The 20,588-nt window shown below is 61.3% G+C and carries 19 protein-coding genes and 1 pseudogene; 13 read left to right on the forward strand and 7 right to left on the reverse strand.

The features are described 5' to 3' along the window. Window positions 1-54 precede the first annotated feature (54 nt). The gene (locus AX768_RS28020) at window positions 55-1,638 is read right to left on the reverse strand and encodes a S53 family peptidase (protein WP_062003303.1); all 1,584 of its coding nucleotides are present in this window, start codon (window positions 1,636-1,638) and stop codon (window positions 55-57) included. 208 nt (window positions 1,639-1,846) lie between these two features. Next, window positions 1,847-2,293, reverse strand: a complete 447-nt coding sequence (locus tag AX768_RS28025; protein ID WP_082771542.1) for a GFA family protein — start codon at window positions 2,291-2,293, stop codon at window positions 1,847-1,849. 172 nt (window positions 2,294-2,465) lie between these two features. Between AX768_RS28025 and AX768_RS28030 the strand changes: the two genes are divergently transcribed. The 3 genes from AX768_RS28030 to AX768_RS28040 all read left to right on the forward strand — a co-directional run bounded on the left by AX768_RS28030 (window position 2,466) and on the right by AX768_RS28040 (window position 5,244). Further along, window positions 2,466-3,776 carry an inositol monophosphatase gene (locus AX768_RS28030; protein ID WP_231941569.1) on the forward strand — a complete coding sequence of 437 codons (1,311 nt, stop codon included), beginning with the start codon at window positions 2,466-2,468 and terminating at the stop codon, window positions 3,774-3,776. Further along, window positions 3,766-4,302 carry an isochorismatase family protein gene (locus AX768_RS28035; protein ID WP_231941570.1) on the forward strand — a complete coding sequence of 179 codons (537 nt, stop codon included), beginning with the start codon at window positions 3,766-3,768 and terminating at the stop codon, window positions 4,300-4,302. The genes AX768_RS28030 and AX768_RS28035 overlap by 11 nt, the downstream gene beginning before the upstream one ends. A gap of 144 nt (window positions 4,303-4,446) precedes the next feature. Further along, a complete protein-coding gene (locus AX768_RS28040; RefSeq protein WP_062003734.1) occupies window positions 4,447-5,244 on the forward strand; it encodes a transporter substrate-binding domain-containing protein in 798 nt (265 codons plus the stop codon). Between the two features lie 74 nt (window positions 5,245-5,318). Here the strand turns inward: AX768_RS28040 and AX768_RS28045 are convergent, their stop codons facing one another. Next, complete coding sequence (locus AX768_RS28045) at window positions 5,319-5,720, reverse strand: type II toxin-antitoxin system MqsA family antitoxin (protein ID WP_062003305.1); 402 nt, start codon at window positions 5,718-5,720, stop codon at window positions 5,319-5,321. 2 nt (window positions 5,721-5,722) lie between these two features. Next, window positions 5,723-6,018: pseudogene (locus AX768_RS28050) on the reverse strand (type II toxin-antitoxin system MqsR family toxin). A gap of 305 nt (window positions 6,019-6,323) precedes the next feature. Here AX768_RS28050 and AX768_RS28055 point away from each other — a divergent pair. The 4 genes from AX768_RS28055 to AX768_RS28070 all read left to right on the forward strand — a co-directional run bounded on the left by AX768_RS28055 (window position 6,324) and on the right by AX768_RS28070 (window position 10,959). After that, complete coding sequence (locus AX768_RS28055; protein WP_062003306.1) at window positions 6,324-7,022, forward strand: 2Fe-2S iron-sulfur cluster-binding protein; 699 nt, start codon at window positions 6,324-6,326, stop codon at window positions 7,020-7,022. A 9-nt stretch (window positions 7,023-7,031) separates the two neighbouring features. Next, window positions 7,032-8,021: an FAD binding domain-containing protein gene (locus AX768_RS28060; protein ID WP_062003307.1), complete on the forward strand. Its 990-nt coding sequence runs from the start codon at window positions 7,032-7,034 to the stop codon at window positions 8,019-8,021. Beyond that, window positions 8,018-10,246 carry a xanthine dehydrogenase family protein molybdopterin-binding subunit gene (locus AX768_RS28065; RefSeq protein WP_062003308.1) on the forward strand — a complete coding sequence of 743 codons (2,229 nt, stop codon included), beginning with the start codon at window positions 8,018-8,020 and terminating at the stop codon, window positions 10,244-10,246. Before AX768_RS28060 ends, AX768_RS28065 begins: the two co-directional genes overlap by 4 nt. A 125-nt stretch (window positions 10,247-10,371) precedes the next feature. Beyond that, the gene (locus AX768_RS28070) at window positions 10,372-10,959 is read left to right on the forward strand and encodes a nucleotidyltransferase family protein (RefSeq protein WP_062003309.1); all 588 of its coding nucleotides are present in this window, start codon (window positions 10,372-10,374) and stop codon (window positions 10,957-10,959) included. 12 nt (window positions 10,960-10,971) lie between these two features. On the opposite strand, the gene AX768_RS28075 is transcribed toward AX768_RS28070, so the two are convergent. Beyond that, window positions 10,972-11,667: a glycosyltransferase gene (locus AX768_RS28075; protein ID WP_062003310.1), complete on the reverse strand. Its 696-nt coding sequence runs from the start codon at window positions 11,665-11,667 to the stop codon at window positions 10,972-10,974. A 320-nt stretch (window positions 11,668-11,987) separates the two neighbouring features. Here AX768_RS28075 and AX768_RS28080 point away from each other — a divergent pair, with 320 nt between their 5' ends. The 4 genes from AX768_RS28080 to AX768_RS33370 all read left to right on the forward strand — a co-directional run bounded on the left by AX768_RS28080 (window position 11,988) and on the right by AX768_RS33370 (window position 15,874). Beyond that, on the forward strand, window positions 11,988-12,485 hold the full coding sequence (locus tag AX768_RS28080) for a hypothetical protein (RefSeq protein ID WP_062003311.1): 498 nt from the start codon (window positions 11,988-11,990) through the stop codon (window positions 12,483-12,485). A gap of 189 nt (window positions 12,486-12,674) precedes the next feature. Beyond that, window positions 12,675-14,966 carry an FdhF/YdeP family oxidoreductase gene (locus AX768_RS28085; RefSeq protein ID WP_062003312.1) on the forward strand — a complete coding sequence of 764 codons (2,292 nt, stop codon included), beginning with the start codon at window positions 12,675-12,677 and terminating at the stop codon, window positions 14,964-14,966. Window positions 14,967-15,079: 113 nt separating this feature from the next. Next, entirely contained in the window at window positions 15,080-15,664 is a 585-nt protein-coding gene (locus AX768_RS28090; RefSeq protein WP_062003313.1) for a hypothetical protein, read from the forward strand. Between the two features lie 33 nt (window positions 15,665-15,697). Then, a complete protein-coding gene (locus AX768_RS33370) occupies window positions 15,698-15,874 on the forward strand; it encodes a hypothetical protein (protein WP_162916083.1) in 177 nt (58 codons plus the stop codon). Between the two features lie 3 nt (window positions 15,875-15,877). Here AX768_RS33370 and AX768_RS28095 read toward each other — a convergent pair whose 3' ends face one another. Beyond that, window positions 15,878-17,179 (reverse strand): sugar efflux transporter, encoded by a 1,302-nt coding sequence (locus AX768_RS28095; protein WP_062003314.1) that lies wholly within the window; start codon window positions 17,177-17,179, stop codon window positions 15,878-15,880. A gap of 504 nt (window positions 17,180-17,683) precedes the next feature. On the opposite strand from AX768_RS28095, the gene AX768_RS28100 reads away from it, so the two are divergent. Both AX768_RS28100 and AX768_RS28105 read left to right on the forward strand, forming a co-directional pair. After that, complete coding sequence (locus AX768_RS28100; RefSeq protein ID WP_231941619.1) at window positions 17,684-18,130, forward strand: DUF2000 domain-containing protein; 447 nt, start codon at window positions 17,684-17,686, stop codon at window positions 18,128-18,130. A gap of 99 nt (window positions 18,131-18,229) precedes the next feature. After that, the gene (locus AX768_RS28105) at window positions 18,230-19,063 is read left to right on the forward strand and encodes an AraC family transcriptional regulator (protein ID WP_062003316.1); all 834 of its coding nucleotides are present in this window, start codon (window positions 18,230-18,232) and stop codon (window positions 19,061-19,063) included. A gap of 90 nt (window positions 19,064-19,153) precedes the next feature. Here AX768_RS28105 and AX768_RS28110 read toward each other — a convergent pair whose 3' ends face one another. After that, window positions 19,154-20,326, reverse strand: coding sequence for an NAD(P)/FAD-dependent oxidoreductase (locus AX768_RS28110; RefSeq protein ID WP_062003317.1), 1,173 nt, complete (start codon window positions 20,324-20,326; stop codon window positions 19,154-19,156). Between the last annotated feature and the right edge of the window lie 262 nt (window positions 20,327-20,588).

A 20,588-nucleotide genomic window follows, 5' to 3' on the forward strand; every position in this document is an offset into this window, starting at 1 on the left:
CTAGCTTTGTTGTTGGAGTTCTTGCCGTTTGCCTGCCTGCTTTCTTGCGTTTCCCTATTTAAGCGCCGCCGCGACTTTTGCGCCATCGGGACTGCCGAGACCCGTGCATGCATCCCATCCCGCCGATGCCTCGAAGCTCCCATTATTGCCTTGCGTGATGTCGTGCCCGGCCGTTTTCGCAAGATACAGCTTCGGGTTGATGAAACCTGCCGGCTTGCCCGCCGCGGCATTGATCCGCGCGATCAATGCCGCCCAAAGCGGCGCAACCGCGCTCGTGCCGCCCACGACCGTTTCCGTGCCGCCGATCAGCACGTCGTAGCCGGTAAGCGGCGACGCGTCGCCGGCGACATCGGGTACACCACGTTTGGCAAGCGCAGCCTTGCCGCCTTCCGTGCGCGTCACGCTCAGGCCTTTCTGCCAGACCGGCAACGCGAACACCGCGCTCACGCCGCCACCGCCGGCGCCGCCCTGGTCGCCGTCGTTCCAGACAACTTCACTGCCGATTCCGTTCGCCGATGCACTCAGATGCGTCCCGCCGCACGCGAGCACGTAAGGGCTCGATGCCGGGAAGTCGACGTGATCGCCGTTGTCGGCCACACCGTCGCTCGAGCCGCTGTCGCCCGAAGCCACGCAGACCGTCACGCCCATGACCGCGGCCGATTGCAGCACATCGTTGAATGCGTTTTGCGATTGCGCCGTCCAGTTCGATTCCGGGCCGCCCCAACTGATGGATACAACGGAGGGTTTGTTGGCATCGTCATGGATTGCGCGGTTCACGGCATCGACGAATCCCGCGTCGCTGTTGGTCGTGAAGTACACCGCGATGCGCGCACCCGGCACGATCGCACCGACAATTTCGATATCCAGCGTCACTTCGCCGTCCGGCCCGTTCGGGTTGCCACTCGGCGCGTTATTCGCCTGATCGACGCCAACGGACACCACGTCCGGCTTCCCTACGCCGAGCTTCGAGAAATACGCGCTGAGATCGCTCTGCTTGTAGCCTCCCCCCAGTTCGATGATGCCAACGCACTGGCCGCTACCATCGCCGGCGGGAAAGTTGTAGAGACGTGCGAGATCGAGCGGTGTGTAGGACGTGCTCGTGCCGCCGCGCGCCGGCTTGATCGGCGGCCGGAAACGGAAGTGCGGGCGTGCCTGAGGCCGGCTGTCTAGGCCCAGCACGGCGGTGACCATGTCCTTCATGTCCGATGGCACGTTCACCGGGCCCGAGCGTCCGCGATATTCACCAATGGCGTGGTGTTCGAAGCGCTCCAGCTTGACGCTGAACGCGGTGCTGAACTGCGCGATGGTGCCGGACAGCACGACGCTGCGCGAGCTTGCATCGGCGCGGACCACATCGAGCCCGTGCGCCTTCGCGAACGCTTCGATCCGCGTCACATCGGCCTGGGATGCGCCGAAGCGCTTGCCGAATTCATCGCGGGAAATAGGGGCGGCATCGGCGGCGCCTTCGTTGATCTTTTGCATCAACTGCTTGAATTCGCCCTCGTTTTGCCGGCGAAGCATCACCACGACTTCGATCTTTTCTTCCGGATTGCATGCGCCGAGGCACTGCGCGCCTTCGGGCTGCGATTTGTCGCTGCCTGGAACAGGATGGTCTGCGGGACGGTTTGTAACGGTCATGGTGCTCGGACTCCTTGCTGTTACGAAATTCGTGTCGCGTGGATTGGGTCTTCGAGATGACGTACGATCTGCGTTGGCCGAAGTCGCGCCTCACAGCCTTGTTCCGACATGCCGCGCTCAGCGCAGTTCCGAAACTGGCAAACGATTGCGCTCTGGCCCAGGCCTGCACTGGAGCTGAAGCATGCGAGGACCAAATGGGAGGCGGGATTCAGGGCCGGTCCCCGGCATACTCGCGGCGGCCACCGGCGGATAACCACGGCTCGCGGCGGACGCAAAACAGCTCGTAGGTGGGTTTTAGGAAGCCGGTTTCATCGAATGCGCCGATGGGCAACTCGATTTCGTCGGTGTTCACATACGCCATGTACGCGACCGACCCGCACACGGTGCAGAAGTGACGGCGGCCATCGGCGGAGCTTTGCCAGGCGCGGGTCGCACCCGACATACTCACCTGCTCGGCGTGATAAACCGCGTACGCGCCGAATGCCGAGCCGTGCACCTTGCGGCACGTCATGCAATGGCACAGCCCGACGCGATCCGGCTCCGATGAAACCACGAACCGCCACGCACCGCACGCGCAGCCGCCTTCGTGCTTCGCTTCGCCACCTCTGACCAGTGCGGCTTCCCTGTCGCGCGCTTCATCATTAGAGTTGCTCATAAGGCGGTTCATCGCGGCTCCCTATAATCTGGTGTCGGTACTGCGCCAGGCAATGAAAATGGTGGTACCAAACAGCGTACCAGTAGCAACTCTCGCGCCGAACCGCCGGCGGCCGCAGCAAAAGGCGCCGGTTTTGCTACGATGACAACCCCAAGAGACGGAGATGGCATTCATGAAGCACGTTTCCCTGCTGGCTCTGCTCCCCACCAGCGCCTCGGCATTCGCAACGACGGCTGGTCCGAACGCAGCACCCGGCGCGACAGATCTCGCTGCCTACGTGCTTTCGCATGAACGTTACGATGCAACCGCGAACGCGCCGTCACCCCGTACGGATTACAAAACGGTGAGCGTCGCGGATGTAATGACCGACGAGTACGTGTTCCCGCTTGGAGAAACCGGCAAGTCGATCGTCTTGTCCGGCTATCAGATCGCAGCGGGCTTTCTGGCCGAACGCGCCGCGGATCAATGGCTCGAGCTCGCGCGCCAGCAGCACGCGGCAGAAGGCGGATCGGCCGATGACACCACGCGCCATGTGCCCGATCCTGCCGAAGCCGACCAGCTCATGGATCGCGCGATGGAATCGGCCGAGCGCATCCTCGCGCCGTTTTCGGGCGCGCCGGTGGCGTCGCTGTTTGAAACGCATTATCGCGGCGGACGCGAATTTCTCCGGCTGAGCTGGGAAGGTTTGCCGGAAGACCTCGTGCCGAAATCGCGCCGGCCGGCTGCGGCCGTTGGTGGACTGCGTGCACCGGGCGAGACGGCAGCGCAGGATTACGATCCGTACGGGCTGGAAGGCACGAGCGACTATGACGTCGACAAACCGCTCGCGTACAGGGAAAAGATCGGCCCGTTCCTGCTGACAATGACGTACCGTCATGAATATCCGCAAGTCGACGACGAACGCCTCGGCACCGCGTTCGCCGTCTTCCACGAGGCGGGGACGGATATTGTCGTGGCTGCCGTCGAATTGAAGCTCGTGAAAGTGCCGCCCATTCAGAGCAGCGCCGACCTGGTGTATGTGCTGGATACGTATTCCGGCGAAATGCTGTCTATGGCGCTCGCCGCGACCGAGGCGCTCGGGCCGGAACGTTTGTGTTCAGTGTTCAATACGCACCGGGTGGTGTTTATCGGTACGTGGGAAGTGCGCAAGAGCTGGCGCAGTCAGGGTCTGGGCGTGGCGCTTTTGCGCGAGGCGCTCGAACGCCTGCCGGCCGACCCCGATGGCCGTCCCGATGCATTGTGCGTCGCCCCCGAACCGTATCAGACCGAGGCGCGCTATCTGGAGCAATTGCCTGCGAGCTTGCGTGAAGAACTCGATGCCCCTGCGCACCGCCTCACGCAACATCTGAACGGGTGGCTCGAACGCGCCAATCTGCCGAACGTGAAGACGCACTTCTTCATTCCAATGGCCAAGCACGAAGGCATTGGATCGGCGGGAGAAAACGCGCGGCTGATCGACCGGATCATGGAAAGTGAAGCCTGAATCGAAGCCCGACCGCGCTTTGATCGTAGTCGATATGCAGGCGAAGCTGATGCCGCATATCGAACACGGGGAACGCGTGTTCAGGCATTGCGCCGCGCTCATCAGGGCGGCGGATCTGCTCCATATCCCGGTACTTTTCACGGAACAAAATTCGCATGGCCTGGGTGCGACCGTGGATGGCTTGACTGGCGAGCGGCATCGATCAATAGAAAAACATACCTTCGACGCCACCCTCTGCCCCGAATTCACCGCTGCGCTGCCGTCGAGGAACACCGTGTTGTTCGTGGCCGGTTGCGAAGCGCATGTCTGCGTGCTGCTGACCGTGCGCGGTTTGCTGAGGCTCGGCTATACGGTAGAACTTGTCGCCGATGCCACCGGTTCACGCGCGCCGGAGAATAAGGCAATCGCACTGGCGAGAGCCCAGCAAGACGGCGCGGTACCCACTACCGCCGAAACCGTGATCTTCGGCTGGCTGGAAAGCTGCCGGCATCCGCGCTTCAAGGACGTCCTCGCGCTCGTCAAATAAGTGCGAGCCATGCCTGGCCGTCATGGCTGGCATGAGCAGATTTCGATTGTTACGGGATTTTGGCCTCCCTACAGTCCGTTCATGCGGGCGTTCATTCGATCCGCGAACCATTTGTTTTCTCGACCTCTGCTCAAGGCCACCATCATGACCCTTCGTCTTTCACGCCTTGCCCGGCGCATTTTCGTGGCCGCTGCTTTCGCCGCGCCGATCGCCGGGGCCTCGTTCGCCCATGCCGATGCCCTCGATACCGTGCAGAAAAGCGGCGTCGTCCGGGTCGGCGTGTTCATGGATTACCCGCCGTTCGGCTCTATCGGTCCGGATATGAAGCCGCAGGGGTATGACATCGAGATGGCCGATTACCTGGCGAAAGCGATGAAGGTCAAGGTCGAACTCGTGCCCATCACCGGCGAAAACCGCATGGCGTACATCGCGACGGGCAAAGCCGACGTGCTGCTGAGCGTGGGGCAGACGCCCGAGCGCGACAAGGTGCTGGATTTTTCGCGACCGTATGCGCCGTATTACCTGGCGGTGTTCGGGCCCAAGTCATTGCCCGTGAAAAGCGAGAAGGATCTGGCCGGCAAGACGATTTCGGTTGCACGCGGCACGCTGGAAGACCTGAGCGTGACGAAGGTCGCGCCGCCGGATGCGACCATCAAGCGTTTCGATGACCCCAACGGTGCAATCTCGGCGTTTTTGTCGGGCCAGGTCCAGTTGATGGTGGTCGGCAACGACGTCGGTGCAACGATCATCGCCCGTAACCCGCCGATCGCGCCGGAACAGAAGTTCCAGCTTTTCAGCTCGCCGGATCATGTGGCGGTGAACAAGGGCGAGACGCGCTTGCTGAAGGAAGTCGATGCAGCCGTGTTGAAGGCCAAGAACGACGGCACACTGAACAAGCTGTCGACGAAGTGGCTTAAGGCGCCGTATCCGAGCGATTTGTAAGCCGGCTCAGGGGTACTGACGTAACGGCCTCTTGTAATACTGCCGCCCTTTGGGCGGCAGTTTGCGTTTGGCGATCATGCAGCTCTGACCTCTTCCAACAGATCAGGGTGATGATCCAGAATCTTCAACAGCTTCACCAAGGCCAAAGGCGGCCTTGTCTTACCGTTTTCGTAGCGGGAAAACGCGTTCACACCACCGCCAAATATTTCGGCCGCTTCGCGTTGATCGAGAGCAAGCTTTTTGCGCACGCTTGCAATAAAAGCCGGATCGACAATCGTTGCGTTGACTTGCTTGTTGAATTCCAGCATCGCTGCATTGATGCGCAACGACTCGGTCGCATCGAAAATGGCTTCGCCACAGGCCGGGCAAAAGTCGCCGGTTACGTCAGGGATCATTGTCGACTCGCCTTTGTACGCGTATGGCAAGTCGCGTGTATCACGAACGAGTTCTGCTGCGCCGCAGACTGGACACTTCATGTTCATAGCTCCTTGAAGGACACCACAAGCACGTCATCTATGACCGTCAGTTTCAAGTACACCGGCCCGGCGGATGTGGTTGGTTGGTAGACGTCCTGCCAAACGCGGTGATCGGCGTGCGTTGTCATGCTCTTATAAAAATCTTTTGGCGCCAATGCCCTGATGACTTCGATCATGTCGTTGAAGTCAAACCCATTGCCGCCGCGCCACTCAGTGCTGACATGGTCGAGCGCACCATGCCCGCTTCGAGCAGGGCGAGAACGATCGCGAGCCGGCAGTGAGGGACGCTTTTTTCCATTTAATCATATTAACCTACTTGGTTAACATGAACAACTCCTTTCGAAAATCCCGGAAAGGCACGCGCGCATGCCTTCTCCGCTTTTACCGTTGAATGTAGCCCTTACCTGCAATCACGCGATCCCCGCCCCATGTGCAGGCGTGCCGGATCGATGGCACCGGACTTGCTCATGGCCTTTGTCTCCATTCGCCTATTCAACATCCGCAGGGCGATTGCGGACAGCACCGCTGTTAGCCAGACGCATCGCGACATTTGAGTGCGTCGAGCCAACGCCGACCGACTCAGCGAGGAGCTTTCACATCGCCATGCCCCACACGACCGATAGCACGACCTCATCCCCCGACATAGCCAAACCATCACGACGCCGTTTCCTGCAATCCGCTGCAGCCGCCGCAGCAGTCTCAACCGCTCCCTTGGCGCACGCCCAGCAACAACCGGTAAGCGCCGAAGCGCCCACGCCATCGACTAATCCGAGCGCCGCCGCGCCTCTGATGCCCGTGAAGCTGACAATCAATGGTCATCCTTACGAAATGCAACTCGAAGCGCGCACCACGCTGCTCGACGCGCTGCGCGAATACGCGAGCCTCACGGGAACCAAGAAAGGCTGCGACCGCGGACAATGCGGCGCTTGCACGGTGATCGCAAACGGCCGGCGCATCAACTCCTGCCTGACGCTCGCCGTCATGCACGAAGGCGAATCGATCACGACCGTCGAAGGTCTTGCAACCGCGCAGACGCTGAGCCCCATACAGGCGGCTTTCATCGAACACGATGCCTTTCAGTGCGGTTTCTGTACGCCCGGGCAACTGTGTTCGGCCACGGCCTTGCTCGATGAATTCCGCGCCGGCGATGCCAGCGCCGCCACCGCCGATGTCCGCTTCCGCCCGGCCCACCTCTCCGACGATGAAATCCGCGAACGCATGAGCGGCAACATCTGTCGATGTGGCGCGTATCCAAATATTGTCTCGGCGGTTAGAACCGTCGTCGCGATCAACAAGGCCTAGGAGCGCGACATGGATGCCATTTCCTACGAACGCGCAGCCGATGTCAGCGCGGCAATCAAGGCTGCACAACAGCCGGGCGTTGCGTTTATCGGCGGCGGGACGAATCTGCTGGACCTCATGAAAGGCGGCGTCGCAAGGCCGTCGAAGCTCGTCGATATCACGCATATCGACGGACTCGGCGCCGTGACGCCGCTTCCCGATGGCGGTTTGCGTATCGGCGCGCTCGTTCGCAATAGCGACGCCGCGAACCACGCGTGGATTCGCGAGCGATATCCGCTGTTATCGCAGGCGTTTCTTGCGGGTGCATCGGCGCAATTGCGCAACATGGCAACCGTCGGCGGCAACCTGATGCAACGCACGCGCTGTTATTACTTCTACGACACCGGTTTCCAGCAGTGCAATAAACGCACGCCAGGCAGCGGTTGCGCAGCCCTGGAAGGCAACAATCGCATTCACGCGATCCTTGGCGCGAGCGATCAGTGCATCGCGACGAACCCCTCCGACATGAACGTGGCGCTCGCCGCGCTCGACGCCGTCGTGCGCGTGAACGGTCCGCAAGGTGAACGTGCGATTCCGTTTGCGGAGTTTCATCGTTTGCCGGGTGATCATCCGGAAGTCGATACCACGCTGAAGCCGGGCGAACTGATCACATCGGTAGACTTGCCGCCGCCCTTGTTCGCCGAGCATTCGCATTACCTGAAGGTGCGCGACCGCGCGAGTTATGCGTTCGCGCTCGTCTCGGTCGCGGCCGCCTTGCAGATGGATGGCGACACCGTGAAGACGGCGCGCATCGCGTTGGGCGGCGTCGCTCATAAACCATGGCGGGCGATGACGACGGAGCAGATGCTCGTCGGCAAGACCTTGTCGCACGACACGTTGCAGCGCGCCGCTGCGCTCGCCGTGCGCGACGCGAAGGGTTATCGCGAGAACGGCTTCAAGATCGAGCTGGCTCAGCGCGCGATCGTTCGCGCCGTTTCAACCGCTGGAGGTGTCGCATGAGTGTTATCGGACAACCGCTCGATCGTACCGACGGCCTTCTGAAGGTCACCGGCCAGGCGCGTTATTCCGCCGACAACCCCGAAGCCAAGCTCGCGCATGCAGTGCTGGTAACGAGCACGATTGCGCGTGGACGGGTGCTGTCGATGGACACCGCACGCGTGCAATCCATGCCCGGCGTGCTGCTCGTGATGACGCATGAAACCGCGATGCGCTTGCCCAATGGCGGCAAGCCGGATGCATCGCCGCCGGCCGTACGCCGGTTGACCCTGCTGCAAACCGATGAAGTGCGCTACAGCAACGAGCCCGTTGCGGTCGTGGTGGCCGATACGCTTGAACGTGCAACCGATGGCGCGCGCAAGCTGCAGGCATCGATCAAGTACGAGGCCGCCACGCCCAACGCGGATTATCGACGCGCGAAGGGTTCGGCATACAGGCCGGAAAAAATGATGGGACGGCCTATCGATACACAACGCGGCGACGTTGCCGCCGGCCTGCGCCAGGGTCCGACACGGCTCGACGTGGTCTACACCACGCCGAACGAGCACCACAATCCGATGGAACCGCACGCCACGCTGGCGCGCTGGGACGGCCCCAAGCTCACACTCTATGATGCAACCCAGGGCGTATCGGGCGCGCGCAGCGCGGTCGCGAAGACACTGGGCATCAGCGAGGACGACGTGCGCGTGATCTGCCCGTTCGTCGGCGGCGGATTCGGCTGCAAGGGATCGGCGTGGTCGCACGTGGTGCTCGCCGCGATGGCCGCGAAGCAGACCGGCCGGCCCGTGCGGCTCGTGCTGGAACGTCCGCAAATGTTCGGCATGGTCGGCAACCGGCCGTTCACGGAACAGCACTTCCAGGTCGCCGCACGCGATGACGGCACGCTTACCGGCATGCGCCACGACGTGATATCGACGACATCCACGTTCGAGGACTGGAACGAAAGCTCCGCCATTCTCACGCGCATGTTGTACGCCACGCCGAATCAGGCAACCACGCACAAGCTCGTGAAACTCGATATCGGCACGCCGACGTTCATGCGCGCGCCGGGCGAGACGAGCGGCTCGTTCGCGCTCGAATCCGCGATGGACGAAATGGCGTACCAGTTGAACATGGACCCGCTCGCGTTGCGCCTCAAGAACTACGCCGACATGGAACCGCAGGAGAAAAAACCGTGGTCGGAGAAGTCGTTGCGCGAGTGTTACGAAAAGGGCGCGGCGAAGTTTGGGTGGTCGCGGCGAAATCCGAAACCGCGTTCCATGCAGCAAGGGAACACGTTGATCGGCTGGGGCATGGCGACCGCGACGTATCCAGCGAACCGCAGCGAGGCATCGGCGGTTGTGCGAATCTTGCCCGACGGCACGGCGATGGCGGCATCGGGCACGCAGGATCTCGGCACCGGCACGTTCACCGTGATGACGCAAGTCGCCGCCGATGCCCTCGGCTTCCCAATGGAGATGGTCACGTTCGCGCTCGGGGATTCATCGTTGCCGAAAGCGCCGGTATCGGGCGGATCGCAATCGGCGGCGAGCGTGTCGCCGGCAGTGCGTGAAGCTGCGTCTCAGGCGCGTGGCAAATTGATCGCGATGGCCATCGCCGATTCGGGTTCGCCGCTCGCCGGCGCATCGGCCGATGACGTGACGGTCAACAACGGTTGGGTCATCAGCCGCGCGGACCCGGCGAAACGCGATCCTGCGGCGGCGATTATCGCGAGGAACGGCGGCAAGCCGATCGAAGCGACGGCGACGGTCAAGCCCGGCGACGAGAAAAAGGAGTACGCGTTCCACTCGTTCGGCGCGGTGTTCGCGGAGGTTCATGTCGATGCCGATCTCGGCACGATCCGCGTAGCACGCGTGGTGAGCGTGTACGACGTGGGCAGCCTGCTCAACGAAAAAACCGCGCACAGCCAGTTGATGGGTGGCGTGGTATGGGGCATTGGGTCGGCGCTGACCGAGAAAAGCGAACTCGATCCGCGTTATGGCCGCTACACGAACGCCAATCTCGCGGAGTACCACGTGCCGGTAAACGCTGATATCAACACGATCGATATCACCGTGCTGGGCCAGACCGATCCGCATATCAATTCGCTGGGCGTACGGGGTATCGGCGAAATTGGCATCACGGGCGTGGCCGGCGCGATCGCAAACGCGGTGTATCACGCGACCGGCGTGCGCGTGCGCGATCTGCCGATCACGCTCGACAAGGTCATGCCCAAGACGATGGTTTGATGGCTTTTACGTTCTGAAACCGTGCGGCGTTGCAAAGCCGCGCGGTTTTTTTCGTGCTTGCCGCGAGCGATCCGGCTTGTCAAAATCGACGCTTCTTTCTTTAACCCCTCGTCAGGACGCCGGCCATGAGTTATTCATCGAGCGCTACCGGCATCCTGCTTGCCGCCGGCTATGGTTCCCGCTTTGACCCGAGCGGCCTGCACAACAAGCTCCTCGCCACGCTGCCCGACGGTACGCCCGTCGTGTTCCAATCGGCGCGGCGGTTGTTGTCGGCGGTATCGAGCGTGCTTGCCGTGGTCCGGCCGGGATCGGAAAAGCTGGCTGAAGTCTTGAACGAAGCGGGCTGCAATGTGATGTTTTGCATCGATGCCGAACGCGGCATGGGCGCGACGCTCGCCGCCGCGGTGCGCGCGACGCCCGAAGCGGAAGGATGGCTCGTGACGCTTGGCGACATGCCGTGGATCGAGCCGGGAACAGTAGAGGCGGTTGCGCGGTCGCTGGACGCGGGCGCATCGATCGTGGCGCCGTTTTATCGTGGGCAGCGTGGGCATCCGGCAGGGTTTGGCGCGATGCACCTTCAAACGCTCAGCGTGCTCGATGGCGACGCCGGGGCCCGCGCGCTGTTCATGTCGGAGATGGTGGAAAAGATCGATGTCGACGATGCGAATATCTTGCGCGATGTCGATGTGCCGGGAGATTTGCCAGGACGATGAGCCCCGCATGTCTCAAGCCGCCAACGCGCCATCCTCATCCGACGACGCCAGGAAGTACCGCCGGCTCACATCGACCAGCGTGGCGCCAAACCCTTTGCGTGCCCTGAAGTCCGTCCGCGCGCTCGTCACCACGCGCGGCGCCGCGCTCCATGCGATCGACGCGCCATCGGCAATCAGCGCCTCGACCAGCGCCACGTCCTCGCTATGTTCCAGCGGTGCGAAACCGCCGACCCGCAAATAAGCCGCCGCCGATACTCCCATGTTCGCGCCATGAATATGCCGATGGTCATCGGCATCGGTATAAGTCCGTGCGAAGTGTTCGCGCACCGCCGACAAATGCGGCGACCAGTCGTGAATCGCGATGACGCCGCACACCGCATCGGCGCAAAGGTCGAGCTGGCGGACGAGCCAGTCATCGGCGACGACGCTGTCGGCGTCTGTGAAAGCCAGCCACCTTGCACCCAGCGACAACGCACGCCGCGCCCCCTCCCCACGCGCAATGCCGACATTGCGCGCGTTCACTGCAAGCACGTCGGCGCCGAGGGACTCGGCGATTGCCGCCGTGTCATCCGAGCAATGGTCGGCGACAACGATCACGCGCACCTCTTCGCCAAGCAATTGATGGTGGCTCGCCGCCCGTTTCGCTGCTGTTACACATGCCCCGATCTGCGCCGCTTCGTTATGAGCCGGAATAATGATGCCAATCATGTTCTTCTCTCCGTTCGCATTTTCGTTATCCGGAACGCTCCGGACAGTTGCTGAAAGCCCACAGCAATGGGCATTCCCACGAAGACGCAATGAAGAAAAGACGTGCAGAAACAGCGCTTTGCGTGGCTCTGGACCGCCGTCGCCAGTCAATCCGACCTGTGCGGATGAACAGTGCCTTCCCGCCCTCGTCTCAGAAACATTTCGAGACCTGACTGAAACAACACGTAACCGGCGTCAACTTTCCTGAAAGCTTGGCGTTAACCCGGTGACAGCGCCAATTCCTGGCGACAAACTTACCGAACTTCGAGGCAACCGACTCCATGGCCGCGCTTCCGCTTTCAGCAATCCAGCAACGCGAACAAAAACACGGTCACACGGCGCTCATTGCGCGTACTGCCGTGCAACTCAGGAAAGAACACGACCGGATCGTCGGCCGCGCGAAATTTTTCCTGTACGCGACGGTTGTGCTGGCTTTCGCAGGATTGATCGCCGTAGTGACCATGCCGTTCTCGCCGATCCCGGCCGACTTCAGCTTCGGCGCGCAGGAAGTGGTCGCCGTAGCGGTGTTCGCCGCCTGCCTGTTCCTGCTGCACGAGCGCGCTGAATTGATGCTGCGTCTCTACAACTTCGAACCGGTCGAACAGACCACGCAAGGCGAAATGCGCGCGTTGCTGCATCGCGTGCCGGAAGGTGCGTCCTACCAAAGCGCGCTGGCCGCCGAGAACCGCACGTTCGTGACAGTCGAAGTGGAGGAGATCCGCCGTCGCGCCGACGCATTCAAACCGGCACCCGAAGGCCAGCAAACTGAGGAAGCCTGACATCGGCGACTTGTAAAGAAAACGCCGCTCGACTCAGCTTCGAACATTTGAAAGCCGCCGCCCCGAACGCCCGGGCCGGCGGCTTTCATTTTTCTGACCACGCCTTGAGCCTGTTTCTTGCTGAATGAAACTCCGCCAGCGAACGCATTCGAGCCGTTCGCTTCTTGTCCATCCGCGGAGCGTCTCAGCATGAGCAATCAGCCCAACATCAAGCAGTACAACCATCCCGCAGGCGGCTGGGGATCGGTGAAAGCGGTTTCATCGATACTTCTTGAAGAGCACGTCGCCGTCAACGGCACCCGCGTTCTCTTCAAGCAGAACAAACCGGATGGTTTTGCGTGCGTGAGCTGCTCGTGGGCAAAACCCGCCGATCCGCATCTCTTCGAGTTCTGCGAGAACGGCGCGAAGGCCACTGCATGGGAGATCACGACAAAACGCGCCACGCCCGAGTTCTTCGATCACCATACGCTCGCCGCGCTCGAAGCGTGGAGCGATATGGAGCTCGAATCGCAAGGACGGCTGACCGAGCCCATGCGCTACGACGCCGAAACCGATCGCTACTTGGCAATCCCGTGGCAGCAAGCCTTCGATGAAATCGGCGAGAAGCTGCGCGGCTACGATCCGAAGCGCGTGGTGTTCTACGCGTCAGGGCGTGCATCGCTTGAAACCTCCTATATGTATGCGCTCATGGCGCGGCTATACGGCTGCAACAACCTGCCGGACAGCTCGAACATGTGCCACGAAAGTACCTCGGTGGCGTTGCCCGAGACCATCGGCGTGCCGGTTGGAACCGTGACGCTCGAAGACTTCGAGCACACCGACTGCATGTTCTTCTTCGGCCACAACACTGGCACGAATGCGCCGCGCATGCTTCATCCGCTGCAGGAAGCGCGCAAACGCAACGCGCAGATCATTACGTTCAATCCGCTGCGCGAGCGGGGTCTGGTGAGTTTCGCCAACCCGCAGTCGCCGAAGGAGATGCTTTCCAATGAACAAACCTGCATCAGCACGCAGTATCACCAAGTGAAGATCGGCGGCGACATCGCGGCGGTCACGGGAATCTGCAAAGCGCTGATCGAAGCCGACGACAAAGCCATCGCCGGGAACACACCGCGCGTGCTGGACGCGGATTTCATCGCCGAACATACGCATGGGTTTCAAGCATTTGCCGATGCGATGCGTGCGGCGCACTGGAAGGACATCGAACTGGAATCGGCGTTGACGCGCTCCGCGCTGGAGGCGGCCGCGACCGAATATGCTCGCGCGAAAGCCGTAATCATCCTGTACGGCATGGGAATCACGCAGCACCGGGAAGGTGTGCTCGCCGTGCAGATGCTGACCAACCTGATGCTGCTCGGCGGCAATATCGGCAAGAAGGGAGCCGGGATTTGCCCGATTCGCGGCCACTCGAACGTGCAGGGACAACGCACGGTCGGTATTACGGAAAAGCCTGGACTCGTGCCCATGGACAAGCTCACCGAGCTGTACCAGTTCGAGCCGCCCAAGGACACGGGGCTCACGACCGTCGATACCTGCGAGGCGGTGCGCGATGGCGGTATCGATGCGTTTATCGGACTCGGCGGCAATTTCGCACGTGCGATTCCGGACCAGGGCGTGCTCGATCCGGCGTGGAAGAAACTGCCGCTGACCGTGCAGATTGCGACGAAATTGAACCGTAGCCATATCGTGCACGGGCGCGCGGCTTATTTGCTGCCGTGTCTCGGGCGCATCGAAGTGGACCAGCAGGCGAGCGGCGAACAGACCGTCACGGTGGAAGACAGCACGGCATGCATTCATGCATCGAAGGGAATGGTCGAGCCGGCGAGCAAACATCTGTTGTCCGAACCGGCCATTGTTGCGGCGCTCGCGAAGTCAATCCTGCCGCCGAATCCGAAGATCGACTGGGATGCGTGGGTGGCGGATTACGGGCTCGTGCGCAGCGCAATCGAGCGGACGTATCCCGAGCAGTTCAAGGAATTCAACGAGCGCATGTCGCAGCCGGGCGGGTTTCATCGGCCGCTTCCCGCAGCCAAACGCGAATGGAAAACCAGGACGGGCAAGGCGAATTTCATCGTGCCGGCAGGGTTTGGTGAGGACCCCGATATGCAATTCGATGGAGAACGCACGCTGCGCCTGATGACCACGCGCGGCGACAGCCAGTTCAACACGACGGTCTACGCGCTCGACGACCGGTTTCGCGGCATCACCAAGTCGCGCGATGTCCTGCTGATGAACAAGGACGACATGATCCGTCTCGGGCTTGCCGAAGACGACACGGTGAAAGCGACCACGGTGGCCAAGGATGACGTGCTGCGCGAGCTTGGCGGCCTGCAGGTTCATGCGTACGACATCCCGGCCGGCTGCGTCATGGGCTATTACCCCGAGTGCAACCGGCTGATTCCTGTGTCGCACCATGCGAAGCGCAGCAAGGTTCCGGCGGCCAAGGCAATCCCGATACGGCTGCAAAAAACAGCGGCGTGACGCCAAGGCGGCATCGAACTGAGAAACAGGCATGAACCGTGCGGGAAGCTCCCCGGCGCGTGCAGTGCCTCGCGCAATTCCAATCGCAAGCAACAACGTTCCGGAGCCGATCCATGCTCGCCGATTCCGCCTTTTCGACGTTCGACGAACCCTTGAGTGCCGAGCTTTCCGCTTCGGGCGCCTGCGCTTTCGAACCCGCCGTGCATCCCGAGAACGACTACGCGGCGCTGCTTGCGTTTCACGGCATCGAACCGGACCGCCTGGTTCTCATCGATCCGCACGACGAAACGAGCGCCTCCAGTAATGGCCAGCTAATGGCTGATATCAGCGACACCCTCGCCGCCGATGGCTGGCAAATCGCGATAATCGGCGACGCGTCGGAGTCGGAAAGCACCGGTGCGGTTCTGGGCGCGATGCAATCCGGCGCGCTTTATCTCGCCGGCGCGATGACGTCCGAGACCCAGGCCGCCCTGATAGGCAATGCCCGGCTGGTGTTGAGCGAATGCGCTGAAGGATCCGCGGTCGCGCGCATTGCTCATGAACGCGGCACTCCTTTAATTGACATCCATCGCGTGGGTTTTGGCGGCCGCGCTGAAGCCATTGCCGGCGCGGCACTTGCCGAACTTCATACGCAAGGTTCCGCGCGTCCCGGGCTGCCTTTCACGCTGCATACGCCTATGCTGAAAGACGCAGCATGAACTTTCAACGCGATTTACCCCAAGAGGCGAGCCATGAATACGCAAACACTGAGTCATCACAGCTACCGGATGCAGACCAATCCGATCCCCGATCCCCTCGCCGATCCGAACCGCGACCCGGAAGCGGACCCGTTGTCGCCGCCTTCGCCGGGGCATCGGCCGGAGGAACCGCAGCAGCCCGATGCGCCGCCGGATGGTCATCCGATCTGAGCGTCACACCTTGGTCGCCGATTGCGCGTGATCGGCGACCTCGAGCGCCGTGCCAAGCGCGACCGGTAAAACAGCGGGCTCGACGGGAGGATCGATAAACACTTTCGCGCCCCGCTGATAGTTGAAGATAAAAAGCACGACAGACGCTGTCGTCGCCAGCATCACGCAAAATACGAATACCGCGCGGTACCCCCAAGTCGCCGCAACGAACCCCGACGCCACGCCAGCCATGACGGAACCGGTACGCATCGTGTTGAAAAACAGCGTGGTCGCGCGGGCAAGAGCGCCGGGCATCATTTCCTGAAAATACGACATCCCGAGACACGACGTCACTGCCACCACGACCGCGTTCAAGATCTGCAGCGGCACGAGAACCCAGAGGTTGGGCGCCATCGCGATTCCGGCGAAATAAACAATATGTGACAACGACGCAAACGCGATCATGTTTGACTTGTTGATCCGGCGGGACGCGCCGCCGAGCATCAGCATCATCGGGATTTCGGCGAACGCGCCGAGGCCGACCATCTGCGCCACATGTGCAGTCGTGCCGTGCAACTGGTCCACGATCAGCACCGGCAACATGATCGTCGCGATCGCCGAGCCCATTCCGATCAGCGTGAAACTCACGAGCGCCGCGTACACATGCGCGTTCTTTCCTTGCTGCGGGATCTCGCTGCTGGTTTTGTCGCCTGCTTCGAGCGCGTCGTACACCTTCGGCTCGCGCATGAACAACACGATCACGCCGGCCACCGCAAACGCGCCCGCCGCCGATAAAAACAACCCGTTGAACCCGGATACACCGAGCACGATCGCACCGGCCGCCGGCCCGAACACCCACGCGCAGGAAAGCGTCGTGCGCAGCGTAGCCATCGGCAATTCGGTGTCTTTGATGCCTTCTGCGTGCAGTCGCGCCTTGCTGAACGTGAAGAGTTGCGGAAACACCGCAGCGCCGATGCTCAGGAACACGCAACCGAAAATGGTCAGCAAGATGTAGTTGCGCGTGACGCAGAGCAGCGCGTAGCCAAGCGCCGACCCGGCGATCGATAGCAGGACGATGCGTTTTTTATCGCTGCGCCGGTCGGCAATGCGCCCGAGATAGGCGCTGACCACCACACTGCTGACGGCCGTCAGCGTCATGAAGATGCCGAGGCGCACCGGCGTCATGTGCGCCTCGGTCGCGCCGAACAGCGATGTGTAAGGCACGGCGAACGAGGACGCTATGCCCGAGAGAAACATCGCGAGAGAAATGCCGGGATAACCGGGAAGACGGATCAGCGCGAGAAAAGTCTTGAAGACGGCGTTCATTGAAATTCACATTGGCGGCCAGGGACCGTCGTTTTTGGTCGCTCTGCACGAGCGCGAAAAAAGACGTCAGCGGGCACTTAAACACGCGCGCAGGATTTTTTCAATGCATCTGAAGGATTGTTCGCGATAAACGAAGTTGCTCGACCGGAAACAGCACGCGTTTATGCCGTCCAGCTAAACGTTCCTTGGATTAAAGTCGTTCTCGTCAAAGCTCGCCGCAATCCATTCCACAAACGCCCGAGTTGCAGCGCTCGCGTTCCGTCCGCTCGCATAGACCATGGAAACAGGCAGGGGCGAACATCGCGCGTTGGTCAGGACTTTTTTCAGACGTCCAGTTTCGAGATACGGTGGACGCGTGAAAAATCTCGCGACCGCCAACTCACATACAACGAGTGAGTCGGCTGCCGGCTAAAAGCGTTTCCGCTGCAAAATCGTCCAATACATTTGGAAAGCGTTTCCCTAGCATTGTCTTTTCCGTGTCTTTCTCAGGAGAAAGCATTGTTAGTGCAAAACGAAGCAATCGCCGCGGCCGGCGCCGAGACGCCCGCCGAACCCGAACGGTGCGTCATCGTCGTGGACGAAGCGTTGCCGCCCGGCAAGGCGTCGAACGCCGCCGCAGTGGTGGCGTTCACGCTGGGCCAGCGGCATCAGCATCTGGTTGGTGAACCGCTGCGCGAACTCGACGGAACCGCTCACCCGGGCCTCATCCCCATCGGCATTCCTGTGCTCAAGGCCACGGCCGAGCAACTGAGCGCGCTTCGCCGGAAGTCGCTTGCGAACTGCGATGTCGTCGACTTCCCCGTGCAGGGCCAGACTACGACCGACTACGCGGCCTTTCTGGGCGCCGTCAATGCGTTGCCGGGGGAAGCGCTGCAATACCTCGCAGTTGGACTCGTCGGACCGAAGAAAAAAGTCGGCAAACTCGTGGGCGGGCTATCGCTCTTTGCGTGAGCTTCCGGTAAGTCTCATGCAAGCCTTGCCTCAGCGCCTGCAGCCCGGAAGGCCAGGACTTATCATGATGTTTTCCGCCGCTTCCACGGGCCGCACTCCATGACCGCAACCGCGCCTACCAAATCGATCAAGCTCTGGCACGCGCCCGACGTAATGGACGCCGTCATGCTCAAGGGCCGTTTCGTCGGTCACCGGTATCCGCCCCATTCGCACGATACACATTGCCTGGCCGTCATCACCGGCGGTGTGCTTGCGGTCGAGGTCCAGCAGCAGCGTCGTTTGTGCCGCCGCGGCGACGTGATTGTCATCGACGCCGATCGGGTCCACGCAGGCCTCGCCGCCGGCGACGGTCAATGGAAAATGCGCGTGGCGCATGTGCTGCCGGGCGCGCTTGCCGCGTATTGCGAGCGTCTGGGCATTGCGCGGCGCGAGCGATTCGACATGCCGAGCCCTTTCATCGCCGATACCGAACTGTCGCAGCATCTCTACGGTGTGAACTGGTGCTCGGAAGTGGACCACGATGCGTTCAAGCGCAGCGAAGTGCTGGCTACTGCCGTCACCGGTTTGTATGCGCGGCATGCGGGCCGTCCTGCCGATCTGCCCGTCGTGCGCAACGAACCCGCGCTCGTGCGCGCGGTCAAGGATCGTTTGCGTGATGACCTGCACGCGGGCCTGACTTTATCGACGCTTGCAAGAGAATTCGATGTCACCCCGTTCGTGCTGCTTCGCGCCTTTGTCCGCGAAGCAGGCCTCAGTCCGCATGCGTTTCTTCAACAAGAACGCGTGCGCAGCGCAATGCCGCTCTTGCGCGGCGGACGGGCGATTGCCGAAGTGGGCGCACGAACCGGTTTCTCGGATCAGTCGCATTTCACGCGTGTGTTCAAGCAGCAGACTGGCGTCACGCCGAAGGTCTATCAAGCCGCGTTCTCTTAACGCCATCGCACGAAAAAAACCCGGCATAGAGCCGGGCGCAATTGGTTTTCACCAAAGGAAAGGTTACGTGCTTCTCCTGGTCGGCGAACGTCACACGACATTCTTCTCCACGATAGGCCGGTTTTCAATCACGCGCGTCCAGCCCAGCGACGACAGATCCAGCGTCTTGTATGCCCCGCCAAGAATCAGTTCGCTGACACCGCGCCCGGTCGCCGGGCCTTGCTGCAAACCATGACCGCTGAAGCCGTTGGCAAACACGCAATTATCGATTTGCGGGTGATAACCAATGATCGCGTTCTGATCGAGTACGTTGTACTCGTAGTAACCTGACCAGCAATTTTCTACACGCAGCGCCTCGAATTCCGGCACACGATGCGCAAGCGTCGGCCAGATGACGTCGTCGAAGATGGCGTGATCGACCTGATCCAGCGGCAAGTCGTCCGGATCGTTGTTCGCGTCCGGCGACGTACCGCATATATACGTCTTCCCTTCAGGGCGGAAGTAGACGCCGGTCGGATCGATGAGCAGCGGACACGCGCTCAGCCGGGCCGGCGATGACACATTGAATATGCTGCGCCGGCGCGCACGCACAGGTATGTCGATACCCATCATCAGGGCGATATTGCGCGCCCATGGACCACCGGCGTTCACAACGGTATCGCAATCGAAACGCTCGCCGCTTTGCGTGATTACGCGTATCACGCGGTTGCCCGCCAGTTCCATTTGCGCAACGTCGGCACACTCATAACGCGCGCCAAGCGCCTGCGCTTTCTTCTTCAGCGCTTGCACGAGGCCATATCCGTCGAACCAGCCTTCGCCGGAATTGCCGTAGGCGCCCGCAATCAGGTCATCGGTATTGAGCCATGGAAACTTCGCGCCAAGCGATGTCTTGTCGAGCAGGGAAATATCGGCGCCCAGGCCCGTTTGCATGGCGTGGTTCTCGCGCAGCGTGGATTCGCCAGGCGGCGTTGCGAGAAAGAGATAACCGCCCTCATGCAGATCGATACACGGTTTTTCGCCATTGATCTCGAGCATCTTGCCGATACCGCGCAAGAATTCGATCCCATACAAGGACATTTGCACGGACAAGGGCGTGGAGAATTGCTGTCGAATGGAGGCAGCAGACAGTGCCGAGGAAGACCGGGCGTAAGTGGTGTCGCGTTCAATGACGGTGACGGACACGGTCGGGTCCGACGCGCGCAGGAAATAGGCCACCGAACTGCCGATAACCCCGCCGCCGACAATAACGACTTTTGAACTCACGACTGACTCCAGACGCAACGAGACGGGTAGGACGGGATGACGACCCGCAAGGCTGCCGGATCGGCTCTCTAGCTAGTTTCCGATAGGAAACTTTTGTAAGCCCGGAAACTATACTACGCGGTTTTTTTGTTGGCAATATTGCAAGAATCTTGGCACCGATCTGCATCAAGGTGCGACTCGACCCATTCTCGACCCGCCAATAAAGCGTATTTGAGCCGATGCTATTATCGGAAACAGTCACGCCTTTCCGCTTCTCTTTCCG

Source organism: Burkholderia sp. PAMC 28687, from assembly GCF_001577465.1.
Taxonomy (GTDB): Bacteria; Pseudomonadota; Gammaproteobacteria; order Burkholderiales; family Burkholderiaceae; genus Caballeronia.